Origin of the sequence: Streptomyces sp. NPDC091387, assembly GCF_044756945.1 — a bacterium.
Classification (GTDB): Bacteria; Actinomycetota; Actinomycetes; order Streptomycetales; family Streptomycetaceae; genus Streptomyces.
Genome location: NZ_JBIVTZ010000001.1, coordinates 428651 through 450079 on the forward strand (window position 1 = coordinate 428651; position 21429 = coordinate 450079).

General features: G+C 71.3%; 17 protein-coding genes. 5 read left to right on the plus strand and 12 right to left on the minus strand.

Translation table 11 applies throughout. The features are described 5' to 3' along the window. Positions 1–75: 75 nt before the first annotated feature. From ACIQM0_RS02150 to hrcA, 5 genes are all read right to left on the minus strand, one after another. Positions 76–573 carry a hypothetical protein gene (locus ACIQM0_RS02150; protein WP_401282558.1) on the minus strand — a complete coding sequence of 166 codons (498 nt, stop codon included), beginning with the start codon at positions 571–573 and terminating at the stop codon, positions 76–78. A 133-nt stretch (positions 574–706) separates the two neighbouring features. Next, complete coding sequence (locus ACIQM0_RS02155) at positions 707–1453, minus strand: 16S rRNA (uracil(1498)-N(3))-methyltransferase (RefSeq protein WP_401282560.1); 747 nt, start codon at positions 1451–1453, stop codon at positions 707–709. Beyond that, positions 1450–2523: a nitronate monooxygenase gene (locus ACIQM0_RS02160; protein ID WP_401282563.1), complete on the minus strand. Its 1074-nt coding sequence runs from the start codon at positions 2521–2523 to the stop codon at positions 1450–1452. Before ACIQM0_RS02160 ends, ACIQM0_RS02155 begins: the two co-directional genes overlap by 4 nt. Before the next feature lie 114 nt (positions 2524–2637). Then, on the minus strand, positions 2638–3774 hold the full coding sequence (dnaJ, locus tag ACIQM0_RS02165) for a molecular chaperone DnaJ (RefSeq protein ID WP_363030978.1): 1137 nt from the start codon (positions 3772–3774) through the stop codon (positions 2638–2640). Beyond that, positions 3775–4791 carry a heat-inducible transcriptional repressor HrcA gene (hrcA, locus tag ACIQM0_RS02170; protein ID WP_401282566.1) on the minus strand — a complete coding sequence of 339 codons (1017 nt, stop codon included), beginning with the start codon at positions 4789–4791 and terminating at the stop codon, positions 3775–3777. A gap of 185 nt (positions 4792–4976) precedes the next feature. Between hrcA and ACIQM0_RS02175 the strand changes: the two genes are divergently transcribed. From ACIQM0_RS02175 to ACIQM0_RS02185, 3 genes are all read left to right on the plus strand, one after another. After that, positions 4977–5696 (plus strand): MBL fold metallo-hydrolase, encoded by a 720-nt coding sequence (locus ACIQM0_RS02175; protein ID WP_401282569.1) that lies wholly within the window; start codon positions 4977–4979, stop codon positions 5694–5696. Between the two features lie 25 nt (positions 5697–5721). Continuing rightward, positions 5722–6540 (plus strand): DUF3097 domain-containing protein, encoded by an 819-nt coding sequence (locus tag ACIQM0_RS02180; protein WP_363030976.1) that lies wholly within the window; start codon positions 5722–5724, stop codon positions 6538–6540. 116 nt (positions 6541–6656) lie between these two features. Continuing rightward, positions 6657–9521 (plus strand): hypothetical protein, encoded by a 2865-nt coding sequence (locus ACIQM0_RS02185; RefSeq protein WP_401282572.1) that lies wholly within the window; start codon positions 6657–6659, stop codon positions 9519–9521. An 18-nt stretch (positions 9522–9539) separates the two neighbouring features. Here ACIQM0_RS02185 and hemW read toward each other — a convergent pair whose 3' ends face one another. The 4 genes from hemW to lepA form a co-directional block, all read right to left on the minus strand. Then, complete coding sequence (gene hemW, locus ACIQM0_RS02190; RefSeq protein ID WP_401282575.1) at positions 9540–10781, minus strand: radical SAM family heme chaperone HemW; 1242 nt, start codon at positions 10779–10781, stop codon at positions 9540–9542. Between the two features lie 60 nt (positions 10782–10841). Beyond that, positions 10842–12749: a SpoIIE family protein phosphatase gene (locus ACIQM0_RS02195; protein WP_401283374.1), complete on the minus strand. Its 1908-nt coding sequence runs from the start codon at positions 12747–12749 to the stop codon at positions 10842–10844. Positions 12750–12984: 235 nt separating this feature from the next. Further along, complete coding sequence (locus ACIQM0_RS02200) at positions 12985–14874, minus strand: AMP-dependent synthetase/ligase (protein ID WP_401282578.1); 1890 nt, start codon at positions 14872–14874, stop codon at positions 12985–12987. Positions 14875–15136: 262 nt separating this feature from the next. After that, the gene (gene lepA / locus ACIQM0_RS02205) at positions 15137–17011 is read right to left on the minus strand and encodes a translation elongation factor 4 (RefSeq protein WP_401282581.1); all 1875 of its coding nucleotides are present in this window, start codon (positions 17009–17011) and stop codon (positions 15137–15139) included. A 225-nt stretch (positions 17012–17236) separates the two neighbouring features. Between lepA and rpsT the strand changes: the two genes are divergently transcribed. Beyond that, positions 17237–17503 (plus strand): 30S ribosomal protein S20, encoded by a 267-nt coding sequence (rpsT, locus tag ACIQM0_RS02210; RefSeq protein WP_207319643.1) that lies wholly within the window; start codon positions 17237–17239, stop codon positions 17501–17503. A gap of 486 nt (positions 17504–17989) precedes the next feature. Here rpsT and holA read toward each other — a convergent pair whose 3' ends face one another. Then, entirely contained in the window at positions 17990–18982 is a 993-nt protein-coding gene (holA, locus tag ACIQM0_RS02215) for a DNA polymerase III subunit delta (protein WP_401282584.1), read from the minus strand. Between the two features lie 111 nt (positions 18983–19093). Here holA and ACIQM0_RS02220 point away from each other — a divergent pair, with 111 nt between their 5' ends. Beyond that, the gene (locus tag ACIQM0_RS02220) at positions 19094–19339 is read left to right on the plus strand and encodes a hypothetical protein (protein WP_401282587.1); all 246 of its coding nucleotides are present in this window, start codon (positions 19094–19096) and stop codon (positions 19337–19339) included. Between the two features lie 75 nt (positions 19340–19414). Here ACIQM0_RS02220 and ACIQM0_RS02225 read toward each other — a convergent pair whose 3' ends face one another. Continuing rightward, complete coding sequence (locus tag ACIQM0_RS02225; RefSeq protein WP_401283376.1) at positions 19415–20308, minus strand: YceI family protein; 894 nt, start codon at positions 20306–20308, stop codon at positions 19415–19417. Between the two features lie 205 nt (positions 20309–20513). After that, entirely contained in the window at positions 20514–21350 is an 837-nt protein-coding gene (locus tag ACIQM0_RS02230; RefSeq protein ID WP_401282590.1) for an arylamine N-acetyltransferase, read from the minus strand. Positions 21351–21429 lie beyond the last annotated feature (79 nt).

The following is a 21429-nucleotide window of genomic DNA, read 5'->3' on the forward strand; positions in this document are numbered from 1 at the left end:
GGGAAACGGGGTTGGCCGGAGTCCGACGTAGGCCGTGTCCGCGGTGTCCCGCCCCGGCCCGCGGCGTCCCGGACCTCACTTGCCCTGGGGGTACGCGGTCACGGTGACCGTGACGGTCGCGGTCGGCCGGGCGCCTCCCCCGCTGCCGCCCGCCGGGAGCCGGGGCGGCGAGGAAGTGGGAGGCGCGGCGTCGCAGTTGCCGAGCATCGTGGCGCGGAAGACGGTCTTCCCGCCCGCCCTCGCGGTCATGTCACCGCTGACGCACTGGCCCTTGACCTCGCGGTCGACCTTGCCGTCGAGGCTGATGTCCTTGCCGTCCTTGCTGCGTCCGTTGCACGTGACGTCGGCGACCCGGCTGGTGGCGGCGGTGGACGGACCGGTCCGGGAGGCGGCGCTCGCGCCCCCGCCGGCGGTCCGTGCCGTGCAGCTCAGCCACCGCACGTTCACCCCTTCGTGCTCCAGCGCGCGAGTGGCGGTCCGGTCGGTCGTCACCGCGACGGACGCGGAGTTCAGGCCGTTGACCGGATCGCAGGCCGAGAGTCCGGCGACGACCGCGCCCGCGAGGCAGATCACGGCCGGAAAGCGACGGATCCTGCGATTGCACCATGCCCTTGATGTCCCCATACGGGCAGCTTGCCACCGCTCCTGACGGTGCGGTAGGCCGATTGCGGCCAGAACCGGCCAAGATTGCGGGAAACGGCCCGATTCATGACCAGCGGCCGGTGCGCCCCAGCAGCAGGGCCGTTGCCGCGGTGCCCGCCGTCGAGGTGCGCAGTACGGTCCGTCCGAGCCGGCAGGTCCGGGCCCCGGCGGCGGCGAACGCGGCCAGCTCGTCGGGCGAGACGCCGCCCTCCGGGCCGACGACCAGCACGATCTCGCCCGCTTCCGGCAGGGCGACGGTGGCCAGCGGCTCGCTGGCGTAGCCGCGGTCCTCGTGCAGGACGGCCGCGAAGTCGGCTGTGGCCAGCAGCGCGGCGACCTGCTTGGTCGTCATCACGTCCGCCACCTCGGGGAACCGCACCCGGCGCGACTGCTTGCCCGCCTCGCGGGCCGTGCCGCGCCATTTCGTCAGGGCCTTGAGGCCCCGGTCGCCCTTCCACTGGGTGATGCAGCGCCCGGCCTGCCACGGCACGATCGCGTCGACGCCGGTCTCCGTCATCGTCTCGACGGCGAGCTCGCCGCGGTCGCCCTTGGGCAGGGCCTGGACGACGGTGATACGGGTGACGGGGCGGGGTTCCTCGTGGACGGGCTCCAGGCCGGTGAGCACCAGCCGGTCCTTGCCCTCGGCGGCCGTCACCACGCCCTGTGCCCAGTGGCCCCGGCCGTCCGTCAGGACGACGTCCTCACCGGCGTGCAGGCGTTTCACCGAGACGGCGTGCCGCCCTTCCGGCCCTTCCAGGACGAACCCGGGGCCCGTGGGCATCTGTTCGACGACGAAGACGGGTGCCGTCACTGCGCGCTCCTTGTGCTCACTGCCGCCCGTGCGGCGTCGAGTTCCTCGGCGAGCAGTGCGACGAGCCGGCCGGCCGTCAGCTCGCGTGCCATCCGGTGCCCCTGGCCCGCCCAGAGCGCCATGCCCTGTGCGTCCCCGGCCTTGGCCGCCGCCTTGCGCAGCGGGGCGGTCAGCTGGTGGACCTGCGGGTAGGCGGCGGGGGCGTACGGTCCGTGCTCGCGCACGAAGCGGTTGACCAGGCCGCGGGCCGGGCGCCCGGAGAAGGCCCGGGTCAGGGTGGTGCGGACGAACAGCGGGTTGGTCAGGGCCTGCTTGTGGAGCAGATGGGCGCCGGACTCGGGGCAGACCAGGAAGGCGGTGCCGAGCTGCGCGGCATCGGCCCCCGCCGCGAGCACCGCGGCGATCTGGGAGCCGCGCATGAGCCCGCCGGCGGCGATGACCGGGATCTGTACCGTCTCGCGGACCTGGGCCACCAGGCTGAGCAGCCCGGTCCCGATGCCGTCGGCCTGCGGGTCGTCGCGGTGGGTGGACTGGTGGCCGCCCGCCTCGACGCCCTGGGCGCAGACCGCGTCGGCGCCCGCCCACTGCGCGGCCTGGGCCTCCTCCGGCGTGGTGACCGTGACAACGGTGTACGTGCCCACCGCGGCGAACGCGTCGAGGGTGTCGCGGGGCGGGCAGCCGAAGGTGAAGGAGACGACCGGGACCGGGTCCTCCAGCAGGATGGCGAGCTTGGCCTCGTAGCCGTCGTCGCCGCCGGAGTCGGTCTCACCGAGCGGGGTGTCGTACCAGGTGGCCTCGCCCGCGAGCTGGTGCCGGTACACCTCGACGGCGCTCGGGTCGGCGAGGTTGGGCTGCGGCATGAAGAGGTTGACGCCGAAGGGCTGGCCGGTCAGTCCGCGGACCTGCTTGATGTCGTTGTACATGCCGTCCGCGGTCTTGTACCCGGCGGCCAGGAAGCCGAGCCCGCCGGCCTCGGCCACGGCGGCGACGAGCTGCGGGCAGGAGACTCCGCCCGCCATCGGGGCCTGCACGATCGGATACCGGCAGAGATCGGTCAACGCGGATGGCATGACGGCATCGTGTCATGTCCTTCCTGTCCCGTGATGCGCACCCCGTGGCCACGTTATGTCCGCAATGCCGTACGGGCCCGGAAACCCGGGCCCGTACGGTGTCGACGCGTGGGACTAGCGCCCGTTGAACGCGTCCTTCAGGCGCGAGAACAGGCCCTGCTGACCGGGCTGGAACTGGCCGGTGGGCCGCTCCTCGCCGCGCAGTACGGCCAGCTCCCGCAGGAGGCGTTCCTGTTCGGGGTCCATCTTCGTCGGGGTCATCACCTCGACGTGCACGATCAGGTCGCCGCGGCCCCCGCCCCGCAGGTGGGTGATGCCGCGCCCGTGGAGCGGGACGGACTGGCCGGACTGGGTGCCCGGCCTGATGTCGACCTCCTCCAGGCCGTCGAGCGTCTCCAGCGGCACCTTGGTGCCGATGGCCGCCGCCGTCATGGGGATGGTGACCGTGCAGTGCAGATCGTCGCCGCGGCGCTGGAACACCGCGTGCGGCAGCTCGTGGATCTCGACGTAGAGATCGCCGGCCGGGCCTCCGCCGGGGCCGACCTCGCCCTCGCCCGCGAGCTGGATGCGGGTGCCGTTGTCGACACCCGCGGGGATCTTCACGGTGAGGGTGCGCCGCGAGCGGATGCGGCCGTCGCCGGCGCACTCCGGGCAGGGGGTCGGCACGACCGTGCCGAAGCCCTGGCACTGCGGGCAGGGCCGCGAGGTCATGACCTGGCCGAGGAACGACCGGGTGACCTGGGAGACCTCGCCGCGGCCGCGGCACATGTCACATGTCTGGGCCGAGGTGCCGGGTGCGGCGCCCTCTCCGCTGCAGGTCGTACAGACGACGGCCGTGTCGACCTGGATGTCCTTGGTCGTGCCGAAGGCCGCCTCCGAGAGGTCGATCTCCAGCCGGATCATGGCGTCCTGGCCGCGCCGGGTGCGCGAACGGGGTCCGCGCTGCGACGCCGTGCCGAAGAACGCGTCCATGATGTCGGAGAAGTTGCCGAAGCCGCCCTGTCCGAAGCCGCCCGCACCTCCTCCGCCGGAGGCGGACAGCGGGTCGCCGCCGAGGTCGTAGACCTGCTTCTTCTGGGCGTCCGACAGCACCTCGTAAGCGGCGTTGATCTCCTTGAACCGCTCCTGGGTCTTCGGGTCGGGGTTCACATCCGGGTGCAGCTCGCGTGCGAGCCTCCGGAAGGCCTTCTTGATCTCGTCCTGAGAAGCGTCGCGGCGCACGCCGAGTACGGCGTAGTAGTCCGTGGCCACTTACGACTCCGCCAGGATCTGTCCGACGTAACGTGCCACTGCGCGTACCGCTCCCATCGTTCCGGGGTAGTCCATGCGGGTCGGTCCGACCACGCCGAGTTTGGCGACTGCCTCGTCGCCCGAACCGTAGCCGACCGCGACGACGGACGTGGAGTTGAGGCCCTCATGGGCGTTCTCGTGCCCGATTCGTACGGTCATGCCCGAGTCCTTGGCCTCGCCGAGCAGCTTCAGCAGCACGACCTGCTCCTCCAATGCCTCCAGCACCGGCCGGATCATCACAGGGAAGTCGTGCCCGAAGCGGGTGAGGTTGGAGGTGCCGCCGATCATCAGCCGCTCCTCCGTCTCCTCGACGAGGGTTTCGAGCAGGATCGAGAGCACGGTGGACACGGTCGTCCGGTCCTCGCTCTCGAAGGATTCCGGCAGGTCCTGCACCAGTTGCGGGACGTCCGCGAAGCGGCGTCCCACCACCCGGCTGTTGAGCCGGGCCCGCAGATCGGCGAGAGAGGTCTCACCGAACGGCGTCTGGCAGTCGACCAGCCGCTGTTCGACCCGGCCGGTGTCCGTGATCAGCACGAGCATCAGCCGGGCGGGGGCGAGCAGGAGCAGTTCCACGTGCCGCACCGTCGAGCGGGTCAGCGAGGGGTACTGCACGACGGCGACCTGCCGGGTCAGCTGCGCGAGCAGCCGTACGGTCCGTCCCACGACATCGTCGAGGTCGACCGCGCCGTCGAGGAAATTCTGAATGGCCCTGCGCTCCGGCGACGACAGGGGCTTGACGCCCGCGAGCCGGTCGACGAAGAGCCGGTAGCCCTTGTCCGTAGGGATGCGTCCCGCGCTGGTGTGGGGCTGGGCGATGAAGCCCTCGTCCTCCAGCACCGCCATGTCGTTGCGGACGGTGGCCGGGGAGACCCCCAGCTTGTGCCGCTCCGTGAGCGCCTTGGAGCCGACGGGCTCCTCGGTGCCGACATAGTCCTGGACGATGGCGCGCAGCACTTCGAGTCTGCGTTCGCTGAGCATCGCGCACACCTCCAGCTGTCTACCTCGGTCGATCTCGGGTCGTTCCCGGGACGTGCTCTGGCACTCTGTCCGTTCGAGTGCCAGCGATCCCCCGGTCAGTGTACGGCGACGGGGTGGGCCCCTAGCAAGGGCGACCGGCCACGCTACCCCGAGACCGCGCAGGTCGTTGCCGATAGCGTCTCCGTATGGACGTCGCTTGGGAAGAGTTCGGCTGGGAGCGGTTGGGTGACGGTGTGGGCCGGCGGCGGCTGCCCCGCTGGGACGCGACGGTCGCACTGGTGGCCGGAGCGGACGGGGCCCTGCTCTACGACACCGGTTCGACGCTCCGGGAGGGAGTCGAACTGCGGACCCGGGCCGAGCGGCTGCTCGGCCGGAGGGTGACACATATCGCACTGAGTCATCCGCACTTCGACCACGTACTGGGCACGGCGGCCTTCGCCGGGGCCCGGGTGTACGGGGCGGCCGGTCTGACGGATCTGCTGCGGGCCGGGGCCGACGGCCTCCACCGCTCCGCGGTGGAGCACGGGGTGTCGGAGCGGGACGCGGCGGAGGCCGTGGACGTGCTGGTGGCCCCGCACCACCAGGTGTCCGGGGAGTGGACGGTCGACCTCGGCGGCCGCCAGGTGCTGCTGGCCGACGTGGGTCCGGGACACACGGGCCACGATCTGGCGGTGCTGGTGCCGGGCTCGCCCGCGGTCGTCCTCTGCGGCGACCTGGTCGAGGAGTCCGGTGAGCCGCAGGCGGGGCCGGACGCGGTCGTCTCCCGCTGGCCGGCCGCGCTGGACCGGCTGCTGGCGCTGGGCGGTGAGGACGCGCTGTACGTGCCTGGGCACGGAGCGGTGGTGGACGCCGCGTTCGTCCGGGCGCAGCGTGACGTGTTGGCCGGGCCCTTCGGCGTGTCGTGAGGCCGTCCCGTCCTATCGTCGTCCGATGCGCAGCTATCAGCCGGACCTGACCCCGCCGTGGAAGAAGTCCGCCCCCGCCCCCGAGGTGCCCGCCGATCCCGACCTGGTCGTGGAGGAGGTCACCACCGGCTTCTGCGGTGCGGTGATCCGCTGCGAGAAGACGGCCGCGGGGCCGACGGTGACCCTGGAGGACAGGTTCGGCAAGCACCGGGTCTTCCCGATGGAGCCGCGGGGCTTCCTGCTGGAGGGCCGGGTGGTCACGCTGGTGCGGCCGTCGGCCGGTGGCCCCGTCCGGCCCGCCCGTACGGCCTCCGGCTCGGTGGCGGTCCCCGGGGCGCGGGCGCGGGTGGCGCGGGCCGGGCGGATCTACGTGGAGGGACGGCACGACGCGGAGCTGGTCGAGCGGGTCTGGGGCGACGACCTCCGGATCGAGGGAGTGGTCGTCGAGTACCTGGAGGGCATCGACGACCTGCCGGCGATCGTGCGCGAGTTCTCGCCGGGGCCGGACGCGCGCCTCGGTGTGCTGGTCGACCATCTGGTGCCGGGTTCCAAGGAGTCCCGTATCGCGGCACAGATCTCGGACGGGAACGTCCTGGTGGTCGGTCATCCGTACATCGACGTGTGGGAGGCGGTGAAGCCGTCGTCGGTGGGAATCGGCGGCTGGCCGGTGGTGCCGCGTGGCCAGGACTGGAAGACCGGCGTGTGCCGTTCGCTGGGGTGGCCGGAAAACACCGGCGCGGCCTGGCAGCGCATTCTGTCCTCGGTCCGCTCCTACCGGGACCTGGAGCCCGAACTCCTGGGCCGGGTCGAGGAATTGATTGATTTCGTCACGCTTCCCGCCTGATGTCGCGCGGGTCTTCCCGCCAATCCCGGGCTGATCCCTCCAATTGCCTGCGCCTCTCACGCATCATCGGTTATTGAGTGGTTCCTGGCTCTTTTCGCGAGGGAAGGCACGGGGCGATGGCGCGCGAGACATGGCGGGACAGTGCGGACAACGAGGCGGCCTCGGCCGTCTTCCACTTCGTGCAGCAGCTCATCGACAGGTACCGGGACAACCGGCCGGTGATGCCGCTGGTGGTGCTCCAGGCCGCCGAAGCGGACGTCCCGCCCACCGTGGACGCCAAGGTCGAGCAGATCGTGCGCCGGATCCACCACGCCAACCAGCTGCGCCGCGTGCCGCTGAAACTGCTCGACGGCCGTGGCGAGACGCCGTACGAGGCGGCCCTCGACATGGTCCGCACGCTGACCGAGAAGCCGTGGGAGACCCGGAGCAGCTCGCAGTACAAGCCCTTCGTCTTTCCCCGCTCGCGGCTGCTCGGCGCCATCGAGCAGGCCACCGCGGCCGTGGTCCGGGAGCCGGACCACGGCGGCTCACCCGATGACCGCGACGAACGGATCCTGGAGCAGCTGAGCACGCTGCGCTGGCGGGTCAGCCGACGGGGTCCGCGCAACTGGCTGGGCGCGTTCCGGGAGTCGGTGCGGCCGGAGACGTTCCTCGGGGCCGTCGTCATCGCGGTGCTCGGTGTGCTGCTCGGCGAGATCGGCTGGGTACCCACCACGCTGGTGGCCGTGGGCGCGGTGCTGGGCCTCGCGGTCGTCCGGCTGATGACGACGTCGGCGCCGCCGCTGCTGTGGCTGCGGCGGGCCAGCAGATGGTTCGCCACCACCTCCTCGCTGGCCGCGGCCGGCACCGGATACCCGTCCGACGGCTGGTCCCGGTTCTCGCCCAGCGGGTCGTGGCGGGTCATCCGGGTCCGGGCCGCGGTGGTCGCCGGGCGGGTGGCCGACGCGGCGGCGGGCGACGAGCAGTCCCGCCAGTTCCACCTGGAGCTGCGGGTCCAGGCGCTGCTGGAGGACCTGCGGAACAACTACCGCCCCCACGCGCTGGACTGGCGGCGCGGGAAGCGCACCGTGCCGCCGGTGGTGTTCCTTCCCCGCGCCTGCCAGAGCAACGGCGGCATCCAGCTGATCAACGCGATCAACAACGTCCGTTCCCGGCGCAGCGAGGTGGATCCGCTGCTGCTCCTGGCCTCGCTGCCGGCGGCCGAGATACTGCGGCACACCCCGCCGCTGCCCGCAGAGCCGCTGCCCACGCACACCGGCGCGGCGCGGGCCCGTTACGACAACTGGATCAGCCATCTCAGCATCGGCCAGTCCCCGACGGCCGCCGCCACGCTCGCCTGGGTGCTGCGGCTGCCGCTCTCGACCGAGCAGCTGACCCATGAGCACGCGCACGCGCAGCTGGTCACGACGCGGGTGCGCAGGACGTGGGTCTGGTGGGTGATGTCGCGGACGACCGTGGCGTGCCTCCTGGTCGGCGCCCTGCTGGCGACCTTCCTGGTGAGCAGCCGGCTGGCGGACCGGTACTGCCACGGTCCGCTCACCGACGTGAACACGGACTCGGTGAAGCTCGTGGGTCCGGGCGGCGGGCCGAAGGAGTGCATAGGCGTGTCGACGACCACGCAGGTGCGTTTCGCGTCGGGCAACGCCCTGGCGCTGGGCGGCTCCGGCAAGGGCGTCACCTTCGACCGGATCGAGCGGGCGGTGGCGGAGGAGAACGCCGCCATCATGCCCGGGGACGACTACGTCACCGTCATCTACGCGGGCCCGTTCACCGCCACGTCCTCCGAGGGCACCCGCAAGGCCCTGGAGGAGCTGACGGGTGTGTATCTGTACCAGCACCGCACCAACAAGCTGCACTACTCAGTCAGGCTCAAGGTGCTGACCGCCAACGGCGGGCAGGACATGCTCCAGCAGATACCGGCGGTGAAGAAGATCATCGAGGTGGCCAGGAAGGACCGCACGGTCGTCGGTGTGGTCGGGCTCGGGCGTGACACCACCGACAGTCCCCGGGCCACCGAGCTGCTTCAGGAGGCCGGTCTCCCGGTGGTGGACACGACCAACTCCGGCGGCTATCTGGCGAAGGACTACTCGAACTACTTCGGTATCGCGGCGACCGACGAGGAGCAGGCGGACGCGCTGGCCGTGGTGGCCCGACAGGTGGCCGGGAAGTCCCCGCACCCGCGGGCCCTCGTGCTCTCGCGCAGGCTGGGCAACAACGACAAGGACCGCTACACGGTGGAGCAGCGCAAGGTGGGCCGGACGATGCTGAAGAAGGCCGGGTTCGAGCTGTCCCCGCTGGCGGAGTACAGCCTCGGCCGCCGTAACAGCGCCGATCTCGACAAGCCGGTCCAGAAGATCTGCGAGGCGGACCCGGCACCGGACGCCCTGTACTTCGCCGGGCGGGTCGAGGACGTCAACAACCTGATGGGCCGGCTCGCCCAGGGGTGTGCGGACAAACCCATCACGGTCTTCACCGGCGACGACCTGACCAAGGCGCGTTTCGACGACAGCACGGATCTCGCCGCGGACGTCACGCTCTACCACACGGCGCTCGCCCCGATGGGCCGCGGCCGGAACGACGGCTTCTACACGGAGTCGCACCAGGCCCTGGAGGGCCTGCTGCCCGCGGGCGGCGAGCTGCCGCGGCTGCCGGCCTCCAAGCCCTATCAGGACGGCCTGTTCGCCAGCGGGCAGTCGGTCATCTCGTACAGCGCGACGAACGCCCTGTACGACGCCGCCAGCCACGGCGACAAGGTGAACAGCGCCGCGGAGACGTGGGCGAACCTGTACGCGGTGCACCTGCAGACGATGCCCACCGGCACGATCACGTTCCGCGGGTTCATCCCGTACGAGGCCCAGTCCGGCCACGGTCTCGACGTCGTCGAGATCACGTATCCGGACGGCCGGATCCACAGCAGGATCATCTGCGGCCGGCCGGCCGGCGCGCACAGGATCACCCCGGCCGGCTGCCCGGTGGGGTGAGCCGCCCGCGGTCCGTCCTCAGTCCACCAGGTCGCGCACCACGGCGTCGGCCAGCAGCCGCCCCCGCAGGGTCAGCACGGCCCTGCCGTCGCCGAACGGGCCGGACTCCAGCAGACCGTCGTCCACGGCCCGCCGTGCCGCCGTGAGCCCCGCCGGGGCGAGCAGGGACAGCGGGCAGCCGTCGGAGAGCCGCAGCTCCAGCAGGATGCGCTCGACGCGCCGGTCCTCCGCGGAGAGGATCTCGCGTCCCGCCCCCGGCGAGCGGCCCTCGGCCAGCGCCTGCGCGTACGCTCCCGGGTGCTTCACGTTCCACCAGCGCACGCCGCCGACGTGGCTGTGCGCGCCGGGTCCGGCGCCCCACCAGTCGGCGCCGCGCCAGTACAGCTCGTTGTGCAGGCAGCGGCCCTCGGGCGTCCGGGACCAGTTCGACACCTCGTACCAGGAGAAGCCCGCCGCGGCCATCGCCTCGTCCGCGATCAGATAGCGGTCGGCGTGCGCGTCGTCGTCCGTCATCGGGATCTCGCCGCGCTTGATCCGGCGCGCCAGCTGGGTGCCCTCCTCGACGATCAGGGCGTACGCCGACACGTGGTCGGGTCCGGCGCCGATCGCCGCGTCCAGCGAGGCCCGCCAGTCGTCGTCGGACTCGCCCGGGGTGCCGTAGATCAGGTCGAGGTTGACGTGGTCGAAGCCGGCCGCCCGCGCCTCCGCGACACAGGCCTCGGGCCGGCCGGGGGTGTGCGTGCGGTCGAGGATCTTCAGTACGTGCTGCCGGGCACTCTGCATCCCGAAGGAGATCCGGTTGAAACCGCCCTCGCGCAGCTCGGCCAGGTATTCCGGGCCGACCGACTCCGGGTTGGCCTCTGTGGTGATCTCCGCATCGTCCGCGAGCCCGAACTCCTCCCGGATCGCGGCCAGCATGGCAACGAGGTCGGCGGCGGCCAGCAGGGTCGGCGTACCGCCGCCGACGAAGACCGTACGGACCGGCCGCGGGTCGTCCCCGAGGACCTTGCGGGCCTGGCGGACCTCGCCGATCAGATGGGAGGCGTAGTTGTCCCGGGAGGCCAGTGCGCCCCCGGAGCCGCGCAGCTCGGTCGCGGTGTAGGTGTTGAAGTCGCAGTAGCCGCAGCGGGTCGCGCAGTACGGCACATGCAGGTAGAAGCCGAGCGGCCGGCCGGCGGCGCCTTCCAGGGCATGGCGGGGCAGCGCCCCGTCGTCGGGCACGGGCTCACCATCGGGCAGTACGGAAGGCATACCGTCCATTGTCGCGCGCCGCCCGGCAACCGGACGCCACCCCGGATTCCGGCCGCGGGCCCACGGGCTCTACAGGGCCTGGAGGACCAGCAGCGCCAGGTCGTCGTCCGGCGGGCGCTCCGCGAAGGCGTGCACCGCCTGGTTGATCCGGTCCGCGATCCCCTCGGCGCTCAGCCCGGTGCAGTCGGCCAGCGCCTGCGCCAGGCCGTCGTCGTCGTCGAACATCACCGGGCCGGAGCGCCGCTCGGTCACCCCGTCGGTGACGCACAGCAGGCTGTCGCCGGGGGCCAGGTCGAAGCTCTGGCTCTCGTACGTGGCGTCGTCGACGACACCGAGCAGCAGCTGCGGTTCCGCGGCGATCCGCACCGTGCCGTCGGGGCGCAGCAGCAGCGGCAGCGGGTGGCCGGCGCTGGCCAGGGTGCAGCGCGCGCCGCCGTCGGGCAGCGGCACGAGCTCCCCGTACAGCAGGGAGAGGAACCGGGGTCCGCTCTCCGCCGACTGCTGTCCGCCCGCGGCGGCGACCATCAGCGCGGCCGCCTCCGCGGCCTCCATCGCGTCGTCGAGGAGCAGCCGGTTGAGCCGGACCAGGACCTCGCCGACCTGGAAGCCCTCGCGGGCCAGCAGCCGCAGCCAGGGGCGGGCGAGGCCGGTGACGACGGCGGCCTCGGGGCCGCTGCCCTGGACGTCTCCGAGGACGAAGCACCAGCGGTCGTTCGGGCACGGGAAGATGTCGTAGAAGTCACCCCCGACCACTCCGTCGTCGCTGGGTTCGTACACCAGTGAGCTGGCGACGCCCGGTATGTCGGCGACCTTGCTGGGCAGCAGTGCGCGCTGCAGGATGCGGCTGATGGTGGCCTGCCGGGTGTAGGCGCGGGCCGCGCCCACGGCGAGGCCGACCCGCCGTACGAAGTCCTCTATGAGGGCCGTCACCTCGTCGGGGACGCGGGCGATGCCCTCGCGGCCGACGAGCACGGCGCCGAGGGTGCGGCCGCCCGAGGTGATCCGGTACGCGAGGGCGACGCCGTCGCTCCCGTCCGGCGCTTCGGCGTCCTCCGCGCTGCCGGGCCACGGGATCGAGACGGGTCCGGTGCCGACGCGCTCGGGGAGCCGCAGCGGGTCTCCCTCCAGCACCTCGCGCAACGGGTCCGTGCGGGTCTCGTCGATGTGCCAGACCTTGGCGAGCCGCGGGACGGCCGCACGCCCGCCGCTCTCCGGCTCCAGCCAGATCGCGCACCAGTCGGCGAGTCTGGGTACCAGTAACTGTCCGGCGAGCGCGGCCACGATGTCCTCGTCGAGCTGTCCGGCCAACAGGTCGGAGGCCTCGGCGAGGAAGGAGAGCGCGCCGCGCCCGGCCCAGTCCGCGTCGTCCCGCAGGGCGCGCCGGGCGGTGGGGGCGAGGAGTTCGGCCGCGCGCAGCCCGTGCTGGAAGCCGGGCTCGGAGCGGGCGTCGGCGAAGGGGTTCCAGTCGTCGACGGGGAGCCGGGCCCAGACGGTCTTGAGGCCGGTGCGGTAGGTGATGCCCCAGCGTTCGGCGAGGGTGGCGACGAGTTCCAGTCCGCGCCCGTACTCGGCGGGCTCTCCCAGGCCGGACGCACCGTCGGGTCCGGCGCCGTTCTCGCTGCCGTCGCTGCGCACGGCGCGGGCCGGGTGGTGGTCGGAGACCTCCAGTACCAGCGCCGACACCTCGTCCTCCGTGGCCTCCTCCAGCCGGAAGAGCAGTTCGACGTTGGTCCCGGCGTGCACGACGGCGTTGGTGACCAGTTCGCTGACGATCACCGCCGCGTCGTCGGAGAGCCGGTCGCTGAACCCCACGGCCGCGGGCAGGCCGAGCCCGCTCCACTCCGCGAGCGCGGCCGCGACGAACCGCCGGGCCGCGGCGGGCGCGAGCAGGTTCCCGGGCAGGCTCGTGCGGGCAACGGGCTGGGTGCCCGTGGACGCGGCACTGGTTCCGGGACGCTGCACGATGTCCCGCTGCAAGGGAATGGACCCCACAGGGCGGCTCCTGACCTGTTCTCGCTCTGCCTGTTCTCGAATTGCGCCGCTGACGACAGGGACAGAGTGACAGATCGGCCCAGCCCATACGCGTCGAGTTACCGAAGTGGGGGGAGAAGTCAGGGGAGAAACGGGCGGCGGAGCAGGCGCGGGAAGGACGTTCCTGCCCCCGCGCCGGAGCGCGGGGGCAGGTCGGCCGGGGCCGGGCGGCGGGCCGGCGTCACGCCTCGCGGGAGCCCGCGTACATGTCCTCGATCAGGTTCTTGTAGGCGCGCTCGACGACCGGCCGCTTCAGCTTGAGGCTGGGCGTCACCTCGCCGTGCTCGATGTCGAGGTCGCGCGGGAGCAGCCGGAACTTCTTGACGGTCTGCCAGCGCTGGAGCCCCTCGTTGAGGCGCTTCACATAGCCGTCGATGAGCTCGACGGTCTGCGGGGCGGCCACGACCTCCGCGTACGACTTGCCTTCCAGGCCGTTCTCGGCGGCCCAGCCGAGGATGGTCGGCTCGTCGAGGGCGATCAGCGCGATGCAGAAGTTACGGTCCGCGCCGTGCACCAGGATGTTGGAGACGAACGGGCAGACCGCCTTGAACTGGCCCTCGACCTCGGCCGGAGCGATGTACTTGCCGCCCGACGTCTTGATCAGGTCCTTCTTGCGGTCGGTGATCCGCAGATAGCCGTCCACGGACAGTTCGCCGATGTCGCCGGTGTGGAACCAGCCGTCGGCCTCCAGCACCTCTGCGGTCTTCTCCGGCAGCCCCTGGTAGCCCTGCATCAGGCCGGGGCCGCGCAGCATGATCTCGCCGTCGTCCGCGATCCGTACCTCGGTGCCGGGGAGCGGCTTGCCGACCGTGCCGGTGCGGTACGCCTCGCCGGGGTTGACGAAGGAGGCGGCGCTGGTCTCGGTGAGGCCGTAGCCCTCCAGGATGTGGATCCCGGCGCCCGCGAAGAAGAAGCCGATGTCGGGTGCGAGGGCGGCGGAGCCGGAGACACAGGCGCGGAGCCGGCCACCGAAGGCCTCGCGGATCTTCGCGAAGACGAGGGTGTCGGCGACCTTGTGCTTGGCGCCGAGCGCGAAGGGCACGGAGGCGGTGCCGGTGCGCCGGAAGTTGTCCTGGGAGACCTTCGCGTACTCGCGGGCGACCTCCGCCGCCCACTGGAAGATCTTGTACTTGGCCGCACCACCGGCGCGGGCCTTGGCCGCGACGCCGTTGTAGACCTTCTCGAAGATACGGGGAACGGCGGCCATGTACGTCGGCTGGACGACCGGCAGGTTCTCGATGATCTTGTCGACCCGGCCGTCGACCGCGGTGACGTGTCCGACCTCGATCTGGCCGGAGGTGAGGACCTTGCCGAAGACGTGCGCGAGCGGCAGCCAGAGGTACTGGACGTCGTCCTTGGTGATCAGCCCGGTGGAGACGGTGGCCTTGGCCATGTACGACCAGTTGTCGTGCGGCAGCCGTACGCCCTTGGGGCGGCCGGTGGTGCCCGAGGTGTAGATGAGGGTCGCGAGCTGCTCGGGGGTGATGGCGTCGACCCGCTCGGTGATCGCGGCCGGGTTCTTCGCCAGGTGCTCGGTGCCCAGGGCCTCCAGGTCGGCCAGCGTGAGCACCCAGCCCTCTGGGTCGCCTTCCGCGGGTCCGGCGCCCTCGGCGTCGATGACGACGACATGGGTGAGTTCCGGCAGCTCGGCGCGGCGCTCACGGGCCTTGGCCAGCTGTTCGGCGTCCTCGGCGATCAGGACCCGGCTCTCGGAGTCGGAGAGGATGAACGCCGACTCCTCGGCGTTGGTCGAGGGGTAGATCGTGGTGGTCGCGGCGCCCGCGCACATGACGCCGAGGTCGACGAGGATCCACTCGACCCGGGTACTGGCGGCGAGCGCGACGCGCTCCTCCGGCCGCACCCCCAGCGAGATCAGCCCGGCTCCGATGGCGTACACCCGCTCGGCGGCCTGCGCCCAGCTGAGCGACTTCCATTCGTCGGCACCCTGGCCGCCGGCCGCGGGGACGGGGTAGCGGTAGGCCTCCGCGTCCGGGGTGGCGGCCACCCGGTCGATGAAGAGGGTCGCCACGGACGGCGGACGGTTCTCGATCATGGTCTGTGTGTCGCTCACGACATCCTCCGGGCCTACGGCAGTGCTTCACGACCGGCTGCTGGTTCGCGGCGTGCTCGCCGCGTATGTCTGGTGTGCTTGGTCCTGCTTGTTTAACTCACGAGTAACTACGAAGTCGTGATCAGGGTAGAGCGCCCGCGTCCGCCGCGTAAGGGGCAATCGAACCCCGCTTCATAACGAACGGACCCCCGCGGCGCAGCGTTCTGCGATGCGGGGGCCCGTGCGGTCTACCGATCAGTAGGGTCGGCATGCGGGGGACGGACTACTTCTTGGCCTTGCTCTCCCCGGCGGACTCGTCCGTCGACAGCACGGAGATGAACGCGTCCTGCGGCACCTCCACGTTGCCGACCATCTTCATCCGCTTCTTGCCTTCCTTCTGCTTCTCCAGCAGCTTCCGCTTACGGGAGATGTCACCGCCGTAGCACTTGGCGAGGACGTCCTTGCGGATGGCGCGGACGGTCTCACGGGCGATGACCCGGGAGCCGATGGCCGCCTGGATCGGCACCTCGAAGTTCTGCCGCGGGATCAGCTTCTGCAGCTTGGCGACGAGCCGGACGCCGTACGCGTACGCCTTGTCCTTGTGCGTCACCGCGGAGAACGCGTCGACCTTGTCGCCGTGCAGCAGGATGTCGACCTTGACGAGCTCGGCGGACTGCTCGCCGGTGGGCTCGTAGTCGAGCGAGGCGTAGCCGCGGGTCTTGGACTTCAGCTGGTCGAAGAAGTCGAAGACGATCTCGGCGAGCGGCAGGGTGTAGCGGATCTCGACCCGGTCCTCGGAGAGGTAGTCCATGCCGAGGAGGGTGCCGCGGCGCTGCTGGCACAGCTCCATGATCGCGCCGATGAACTCGCTGGGCGCCAGGACCGTGGCCCGGACGACCGGCTCGTGCACCTTGTCGATCTTGCCCTCGGGGAATTCACTCGGGTTGGTGACGGTGTGCTCGCTGCCGTCCTCCATCTCGACCCGGTAGACCACGTTGGGCGCGGTGGCGATGAGGTCGAGGCCGAACTCGCGCTCCAGCCGCTCCCGGACCACGTCGAGGTGGAGCAGGCCGAGGAAGCCGACGCGGAAGCCGAAGCCCAGCGCCGCGGAGGTCTCCGGCTCGTACACCAGGGCGGCGTCGTTGAGCTGGAGCTTGTCGAGGGCCTCGCGCAGGTCCGGGTAGTCCGATCCGTCCAGCGGGTACAGACCCGAGAACACCATCGGCTTGGGGTCCTTGTAGCCGCCCAGCGCCTCGGTCGCCCCCTTGTTCAGGGAGGTGATCGTGTCACCGACCTTGGACTGCCGGACGTCCTTCACCCCGGTGATGATGTAGCCGACCTCGCCGACGCCGATGCCGTCGGACGGGGTCATCTCCGGGGAGGAGACCCCGATCTCCAGCAGCTCGTGGGTGGCACCGGTGGACATCATCCGGATGCGCTCGCGCTTGTTCAGTGAGCCGTCGACCACACGGACGTACGTCACGACGCCCCGGTAGGAGTCGTAGACCGAGTCGAAGATCATCGCGCGGGCCGGGGCATCGGCCTTGCCGACGGGCGCCGGGACGTCCCTGACCACGCGGTTCAGCAGCGCGTCCACGCCGACACCGGTCTTCGCGGAGACCTTGAGCACGTCCTCGGGCTGGCAGCCGATGAGGTTGGCCAGCTCCTCGGAGAACTTCTCGGGCTGGGCGGCCGGCAGGTCGATCTTGTTGAGCACCGGGACGATGGTGAGGTCGTTCTCCATTGCCAGGTAGAGGTTGGCGAGGGTCTGGGCCTCGATGCCCTGCGCGGCGTCGACCAGCAGGACCGTGCCCTCACAGGCCGCGAGCGACCGGGAGACCTCATAGGTGAAGTCGACGTGCCCCGGGGTGTCGATCATGTTGAGGACGTGGGTGCTGCCCTGGCCCTCGCCGGCGGTGGGCGCCCAGGGCAGCCGTACCGCCTGGGACTTGATGGTGATGCCACGCTCGCGCTCGATGTCCATCCGGTCGAGGTACTGAGCGCGCATCTGCCGCTGGTCGACCACACCCGTCAGCTGGAGCATCCGGTCGGCAAGGGTCGACTTGCCGTGGTCGATGTGCGCGATGATGCAGAAATTGCGGATCAGCGCCGGGTCGGTACGGCTCGGCTCGGGCACGTGGAGAGGAGTCGCGGGCACGCAGGGTCCTGATTCTTGAGACGCCGAACGCCGTGTCTCGGGTCGATGTCGGGTCGGTCGGATCTGTACTCGGATCTGTACGTAGCTCCCATCGTCCCACGCCTGCGGAGCGGAGACCGGTTTGGGCCGGTCGGAGCGCGGCTGCTACCGTGGACAGCTGTGCCTCGTGGCTTTCCGGCCACAGGGCGCACATCGAAGATCCAACGAACCTGAAAAGGCTCTTTCGTGGCGAACATCAAGTCCCAGATCAAGCGGAACAAGACCAACGAGAAGGCGCGCCTGCGCAACAAGGCCGTCAAGTCGTCGCTCAAGACCGCAATCCGCAAGGCCCGCGAGGCCGTCGTTGCGGGAGACGCAGAGAAGGCCAACCTGGCCGTCCGCGACGCCTCCCGTGCGCTCGACAAGGCTGTCTCGAAGGGTGTCATCCACAAGAACGCCGCCGCCAACAAGAAGTCGGCGCTGGCCACCAAGGTTGCCACCCTCCAGGGCTGAGCATTCCCGATGTGATCGCCGGAACGGACTCAGCGGGCCCTCTCTCCCGCTCCTGACCGGCAACCCGCGCCGCACACCGAACCTGCGTTCGCCACGCGGGTGCGGCGCACCAAGTACAGACCGAAGGCCCCGGCCGTAGCCCTCCCCAGGGCGACGACAGGGGCCTTCGTCATGCGCGCGTGCCAGGGGCCTGCGTCATGCGCGCCGGACGCCGGGGCAACGCAGGGCCTTCATCACGCGCGCACGGCAGGAGCCATCGTTATGCGCGCAGCACGCCAAGGCGGCGCAGGGCCTTCATCACGCGCGCACGCCAGGAGCCATCGTGGTGCGCGCACGCACTTCACGACCGGGTCCGGCCACATCAAGCCCGTCCGGCGATTGAGGACGCCACGAACCGCAGGTTCAAGCCCGTCCGGCGCTTGAGGACTACGCGGACGGGAGGACGACCGGACGCACCCGGCGTCTACGGGGCCACCTCGCCCAGAGTCACCGCTGCCGCCCCGCCCGCGCGGCCCGCGCCACCGCGACCACGGCCTTCTCCAGCGCGTACGCCGGATCGTCCCCGCCCCCCTTGACCCCCGCGTCCGCGTCCGCGACCGCCCGCAGCGCCACCGCGACCCCGTCCGGCGTCCAGCCACGCATCTGCTGACGCACCCGGTCGATCTTCCAGGGCGGCATCCCCAGCTCACGGGCGAGATCCGCCGGCCGCCCCCCGCGCGCGGAGGACAGCTTGCCGATCGCCCGCACGCCCTGCGCGAGCGCGCTGGTGATCAGGACGGCCGCCACTCCGGTCGACAGCGACCAGCGCAGGGCCTCCAGCGCCTCCGCCGCCCGGCCCTCGACCGCCCGGTCGGCGACCGTGAAGCTCGATGCCTCCGCGCGCCCCGTGTAGTAGCGCCCGACGACCGCCTCGTCGATCGTGCCCTCGACGTCCGCGACGAGCTGCGACACCGCACTCGCCAGCTCCCGCAGATCGCTGCCGATGGAATCGACCAGCGACTGGCACGCCTCGGGCGTCGCCGAGCGCCCCAGCACCCGGAACTCACCGCGTACGAAGGAGAGCCGCTCCGCCGGCTTGGTGGTCTTCGGGCAGGCGACCTCCCGCGCGCCCGCCTTGCGCGCCGCGTCCAGCAGCCCCTTGCCCTTGGCGCCGCCCGCGTGCAGCAGGACGAGCGTGATCTCCTCGACCGGGTCGTCCAGGTACTTCTTGACGTCCTTGACCGTGTCGGCGGAGAGATCCTGCGCGTTGCGCACGATCACCACCTTGCGCTCGGCGAAGAGCGACGGGCTCGTCAGCTCGGCAAGCGTGCCCGGCTGGACCTGGTCGGACGTGAGGTCGCGGACATCCGTGTCGGCGTCGGAGGCGCGGGCCGCCGCCACCACCTGCTGGACGGCGCGGTCCAGGAGCAGGTCCTCCTGGCCCACGGCGAGCGTGAGCGGGGCGAGCGGGTCGTCGGTGGAATTCCTTCTGGTGGCCATCGCCGTCCAGCATCCCACGCGCCACCGACAACCCGTCCGGGCACCGCTGTCAGAACACCGCCACCGGACACCGCTGCCCCGACGCCGCTGCCCGTACCGGAGAATGGGCACGTGAGCGATGTGAGACATGTACTGGTGCTGCCCGACCGCGACACGGCGCAGGAGGTGGCGAGCGAGCTGTCCGACCGGTTCGGGGTCACCGAGGAGCCGCAACTCGTGCGCGACGCGCTGGCCGGCGAGGACGACGCCGAGGACGCCCAGTGGCTGGTGGTCGTGGAGGACCCGGGCCGACGACTGGACGCGGCGGCGCTCGACGTGTTCGCCGCGGAGTACGAGGGGTGGCTGGAGGCCCCGTAGGGCGGCACCCCCGGGCGGGCGCGGGCCCCCGAGAGGGGCTCTCGGAAGGCCTCCGGGAAGGCCTCCAGGAAGGTCTCAGCCCTTCGGGACGATCTGGATGTCCATGTCGATGGAGATGCTGGAGCCGACGGCGGCTATCCCACGGGCCAGCATGGTCTGCCAGGTGAGGGTGAAGTCCTCGCGGTGCAGTTCGGTGGTGGCCCGGCAGGCGGCCCGCGTCTCGCCCTCCAGGCCGTTGCCGAGGCCGAGGTACTGGGTGTCCAGCGTGACCGTACGGCTCACGCCGTGCAGGGTGAGCGCGCCGCTCACGCCCCAGCGGGTGCCGCCTCGGTGGACGAACCGGTCGCTGTAGAACTCCAGCGTCGGGTAGCGGCCGACGTCGAGGAAGTCGCCGGAGCGCAGGTGGTCGTCGCGCATCCGGACGTTCGTGTCGATCGAGGCGGCGTCGATGATCACGTGCATGGCCGAGTTCTCCATGCGGTCGGCGATCCGGACCGCGCCCGCGAACGTGTTGAACCGGCCGTGGATACGGGCCATCCCGATGTGCCGGGCCGTGAAGCCGATCTGCGAGTGCATCGGCTCGATCTCCCACTCGCCCGGGTCGGGCAGCTGCGGGGGCGCCGACGCCTGAAGGGTGACGTCGCCCGGACCAGCGTGCTCGCCCTCGGTGATCGAGGCCGATCCGTGGAAGGGGGTGAAGCCCTCGGCCGTGACGGCGAGCCGGTACTCCCCCGCCGGGACCGTGGCGAGGACATTGCCGTACGGGTCCGTCTCGCCAGAGACGATCTTGCGTCCCGAGACGTCCGTGACCACGAACTCGGCCTGCCGCACGGCCTCGTTGAACGGGTCGAGCACCCGGCAGCTGAGGACGCCGGCCGATTCCGGTACGGCGATTCCGGCCAGGGCGCTGCCGTGCGTGGCACCCGTCGCACCCTTGTTTCCTATGCTTCCCAGCCAGCGGCCGAACATCTTCACGTACTCCCCGGGGGCGCGTTCACCTTGGGGCCGGGTGGCTGGACTTCGTAGTCGGAGCAGCGGCCCGCTGACGAGCATGCATTCGATCACCCTTGTGGCGTTCGAGGCAAACAGAGCATCTCGACGGGGCTTGGGTAGAGGTGTTACCGAAGGTCCGGATTGCTCGCTCCGTTTGTATGTGTCACCCGTCTTGTGTGTGTCACCCGTTCGACGTGGACGCACCGGCTCCGCGGACGGTGGGCAGCCGGTCGAGGCGCAGTCCGAAGTGGTCGCGGTAGGCGGCGAGCACCTCGTCGTCGCTCCCCAGCGGTGTCTCGTGGCGCTCGCCCCCGGCCGTCGTGACGAGCTTCCGGCCGCTGAGCGTGATCCGGCCGGTGGCCGTGAAACGGGAGCAGACCGTGGACCGGGTGAAGCCGGAGTCGGGTGAGGTGCGGTGGTACCAGGCGCCGGCCCGGAAGTCCGCCAGCACCCGGGGCCGGGGATCCAGCAGGAACTGCGGCGCTCCGTCCCGCAGCACCTCGACGTCCCCGTAGTCCTCGCCGCCCTCGGCGGTGGCGGGGGCCCGCCTGATCCGGAAGGTGCCGCGCGGGTCCTCCTGGTCCGTGCGGTCGTCGAGTGCGAGCGGATGCTGCGCGTGGTCACCGAAGCCGACGTCCGCGAGCCACGGACCGGTGCCGTCGTCCGTCCCCACCCGGAGCGCCAAGTGGTCGTAGGGAATGCCGAGCTTCCCGCCGTCGCCGTGGACCCGGGCCTGGAGCAGCGTGACGTCGAAGCCGAGTTCCCGCAGCAACCAGGCGAAGGCCCCGTTGAGTTCGTAGCAGAACCCGCCGCGGCGGCCCGCCACGATCTTGTCGAGAAGCGCCTGCTCCTCCAGCACGATGTCCTCGCCGAGATGGACGGAGAGGTTCTCGAAGGGCACGGCGGTGAGGTGGCGCAGTTGCAGCTCGCGCAGTGCCGCCGCGTCGGGGCGACCGGGCCTGGTGGCGCCGATGCGTGCCAGGTAGGAGTCAAGGGTGTGCGGCAGGTGCGGGTCCATACCGGCAGTCTGTCCCGGGGGCCTGCGGCCCGCCATGAGCCGGTGGTCCTAGGACCGGCGGCTGAGGCGCGGTGCCGGG